This window comes from Actinomadura luzonensis (genome assembly GCF_022664455.2).
Lineage (GTDB): Bacteria > Actinomycetota > Actinomycetes > Streptosporangiales > Streptosporangiaceae > Nonomuraea > Nonomuraea luzonensis.
Genome location: NZ_JAKRKC020000011.1, coordinates 1 through 3060 on the forward strand (window position 1 = coordinate 1; position 3060 = coordinate 3060).

Annotated in this window: 4 protein-coding genes; 2 read left to right on the forward strand and 2 right to left on the reverse strand. The window is 71.3% G+C overall.

Features of this window, described 5'->3' with window-relative positions; genetic code table 11:
• On the forward strand, positions 1–358 hold a 358-nt coding region (locus MF672_RS51100; RefSeq protein WP_247815868.1), incomplete at its 5' end, for an SAM-dependent methyltransferase.
• A 55-nt stretch (positions 359–413) separates the two neighbouring features.
• On the opposite strand, the gene MF672_RS51105 is transcribed toward MF672_RS51100, so the two are convergent.
• Positions 414–1457, reverse strand: coding sequence for a tyrosine-type recombinase/integrase (locus tag MF672_RS51105; protein ID WP_242372954.1), 1044 nt, complete (start codon positions 1455–1457; stop codon positions 414–416).
• A gap of 31 nt (positions 1458–1488) precedes the next feature.
• Complete coding sequence (locus tag MF672_RS51110; protein ID WP_247815869.1) at positions 1489–2193, reverse strand: hypothetical protein; 705 nt, start codon at positions 2191–2193, stop codon at positions 1489–1491.
• A 421-nt stretch (positions 2194–2614) separates the two neighbouring features.
• Between MF672_RS51110 and MF672_RS51115 the strand changes: the two genes are divergently transcribed.
• Positions 2615–3060 (forward strand): SAM-dependent methyltransferase (locus MF672_RS51115; RefSeq protein WP_247815870.1); only part of this gene is annotated, 446 nt, incomplete at its 3' end.

A 3060-nucleotide genomic window follows, 5' to 3' on the forward strand; every position in this document is an offset into this window, starting at 1 on the left:
ATGGGGGATCGTCCTGTGCAGCGTCCTGCATTTCGTCCAGGACCATGAGAACCCGTACGGCGTCGTCCACCAGCTCATGGACGCCGCCCCAGCCGGCTCCTACCTCGTGTTCGCCCACGCCTCGATCACCGACATCGACCCCGGCCTGAAGAAGATCGTGGACTGGATGAACGCGGAGAAGCTCCGCGTCCCCGTCACCTACCGCACCATCGAGGACATCGAGCGGTTCGTCACCCACCCCCAGTGGGAGGTCATCCCGCCGGGCCTGGTCGACGTCGCGTCCTGGAGGCCCGGCCACGCCGTCGAGGAGCCCCGCTACTCGATGCGGGTCATGGCCGCCGTCGCCCACAAGCAGTAACCCGCGTGCCCAGGGCCGGGGCGGGGCTCGGCGAGCACCCCGCCCCGGCGGAGGCTCAGCCGCTCAGCTTGCGCGGCGCCGGCATCCGCAGCCGCCGCACCGCGTCCTTGCGCGTTCGCTCCGGCCGCCGGTCATACCGCGCCGTGGTGACGGGGGAGGCATGCCCCATCAACTCCTGCGCGGTGGCCAGGTCAACCCCCTCGTCCAGTAGGTTGCCGGCGAACGTGCGCCGGAAGTCGTGCGGGGTGCGCCGCACCGCCCCGGCCTCGGCCTGCCGCCGGGTCAGCGCGTTCGCGATGGCCTGCCCGGTCAGGTGGGCCGGCCTGCCGCCCCGCATCCGCACCCGTCTGCCGCCCTTGAAGTAGCCGTAGAACAGCGGCCCCGGCTGGCGGCCGCGCACGCCGATCCACGTCTCCAGCAGCTCCTGGCTGTTCGCCTCCAGGTACACCAGGCGCTGCTTGTCGCCCTTGCCGACCACGCGGATCGACCCCTCGCCCGGGTCGTAGTCGGCCAGCGTCATGTCGGCGATCTCCTCCCTCCGGCATCCGGTGGAGTAGAGCACGGCGAGCAGCGCGGCGTCGCGCCGCCCCATCGGCGTCTCATCCTCCTCGCAGGCCGCGAGCGTCGCGGCCAGGTCGTCGTCCGGGACGTGCGCCCCGGCGGGCAACCTGGTCACCTTCACCTGGTGGATGTCCCGCGCCCGCTGGTAGTCCTCCGCTCTCATGAGCCCGAGCCGGAACGCCTCCTGCAGCACCCGCCGCAGCGCCACCAGGTGGTGGTTGACGTACGCGGCCGACCACTCCCGCCGTTCCTGCTTGGCCAGCAGGAGCGCCCGCAGCCGCATCGTGTGCGCGTACTGCAGGAGATGCCACGGCACGGCCGCGCCGGTGATGGCGGCCGCGCCCGGGGCGTCCGGGTCGACGTCGGCGAGGATGCGGGCGAGCCGGTCCAGGTTGCCGCGCATGCTGCGCCTGGAGCTCGGCGAGCGCAGGCTGTCCAGGTACACCCAGTACGGGTTCTTCTCACGGGGGAGCGGCACCGCCGCGGCGGCGAGCTCGCCGCCCGCCGCCGGTTCGGCGGGCACCAGCTCGGCGCTCATCCTGCCGGCACCTCCTGATCGGGTGTCATGGTCACAGGTCCTCCAAGGTGGCCGCGGTGGCCGCATGACGGCAACGCGCCGCCTCGACCTCGCGCAGCGTCTCCTCCCGCACCCGGGCGATCTCCTCGCGCACCTGCGCGGCGTCGAGCTCGGCCCGCTCAGCCGCGGCAAGCGCCTCGTCTGCTGCCTCCCGGGCGAGGTCGCGGTCCTCCTCCGCCTCCGACCGGCCGCGCTCGGCCGCCAGTCGCGCACGGTCGGCCTCGCCCGCTTCCTGCTTGGCCTCGGCGATCTGCCGCTCCGCGTCCGCGGCGATCGTCTCCAGCTCCGCCTCGACCGCCGCCGGGTCACCGAGGTTGCGCAGGCTCTCCACGACGGCCTCGAACTCCGCGGCCGCGTTCCTCATCGACGCCACGGCGTTCTCGGCTGCGAACCGGGCGCCGTCCACCAGGCCGCGGGCGCGCACCCGCGACGTGGCCACGGGCCGGCCGGGCACCTCCTCCGGGACGGGCTCGGCGGCCTGGATTCGGCCGGCGTTCTTGTAGGCGTAGAAGTTGCGGGCGTTGTGGATGGGCCGTGTCTCGCCCGGCGCAGGCTTGCCCGGGTCGGGCTGCTCGCAGTATTCCTTGCGCCGGCCCGACCCTGTCGCTTCGCCGGTCGCGGGCGGGCGTGAGCAGCCCGGCCACTTGCACTTCGGCCCCTTTACGGGTTCCTGCTCGTCCAACGCGGGCTGATTCATGCGCCCGTTCTACCACCGTGGCCCCTCTGATCACGAGATGTTCCAGCCCAACGGACGGAAGATTAGAAGCAAAGATGAAAAGATAGATGAATAGAAAGAAAGAAAAATAGATGGATAGATGGAAAGAAAGAATGTCAGGGTCGCGCCTCGACCTCCGGCCCGGAAACGGGCGGCCTGTAGCGGCCGCTGCTGGACGAACTCCGCCTCCCTGGGGTGACGGGGACGCTGCGGACCTCCGCTCGCCCCACGCGGCTCTCAGACGCTCCCAGCCCCGCACCCCTCCGGGCGACGTTCTCTCCGGCTCTCGCCTACACCCGGTCCAGTCGACCCCGCGGCGGGCCTCGCCTACCCGCAGAAACCGCACTAAGATCGCGGACTCCTGCTGAAACAGCCGAGCACCACCCCCGCAAGGAGCCCCCACGTGCCCGACCACAGCCGCCAGACAGGACCCAACACCGTCAGCCCCGCCCGCATGTACGACTACATGCTGGGCGGCACCCACAACTACCCCGTCGACCGCGCGGCCGCCGAAGCCGGATTCGCCTACGACCCCGACGTCGTCAAAATCGCGCGGGCCGCCCGCCGATTCCTGATCGAGTCCGTGCGCCACATCTCCCAGCAGGGCGTCAGGAACTTCCTCGACATCGGCTCCGGCCTGCCCACCCAGGAGAACGTCCACGAGGTCGCCCAGGCCGTCAACCCCGACGCCAAGGTCGTCTACGCCGACAACGACGACAGCGTGCTCCCCGAAGCCGAAGCCGTCATCGTCGGTGACCCGAACACCGTCTACATCGAGGCCGACGTACGCGACCCGGACGGCATCCTCGGCCACCCCAAGGTCAAGCAGCACCTCGACCCCGACCAGCC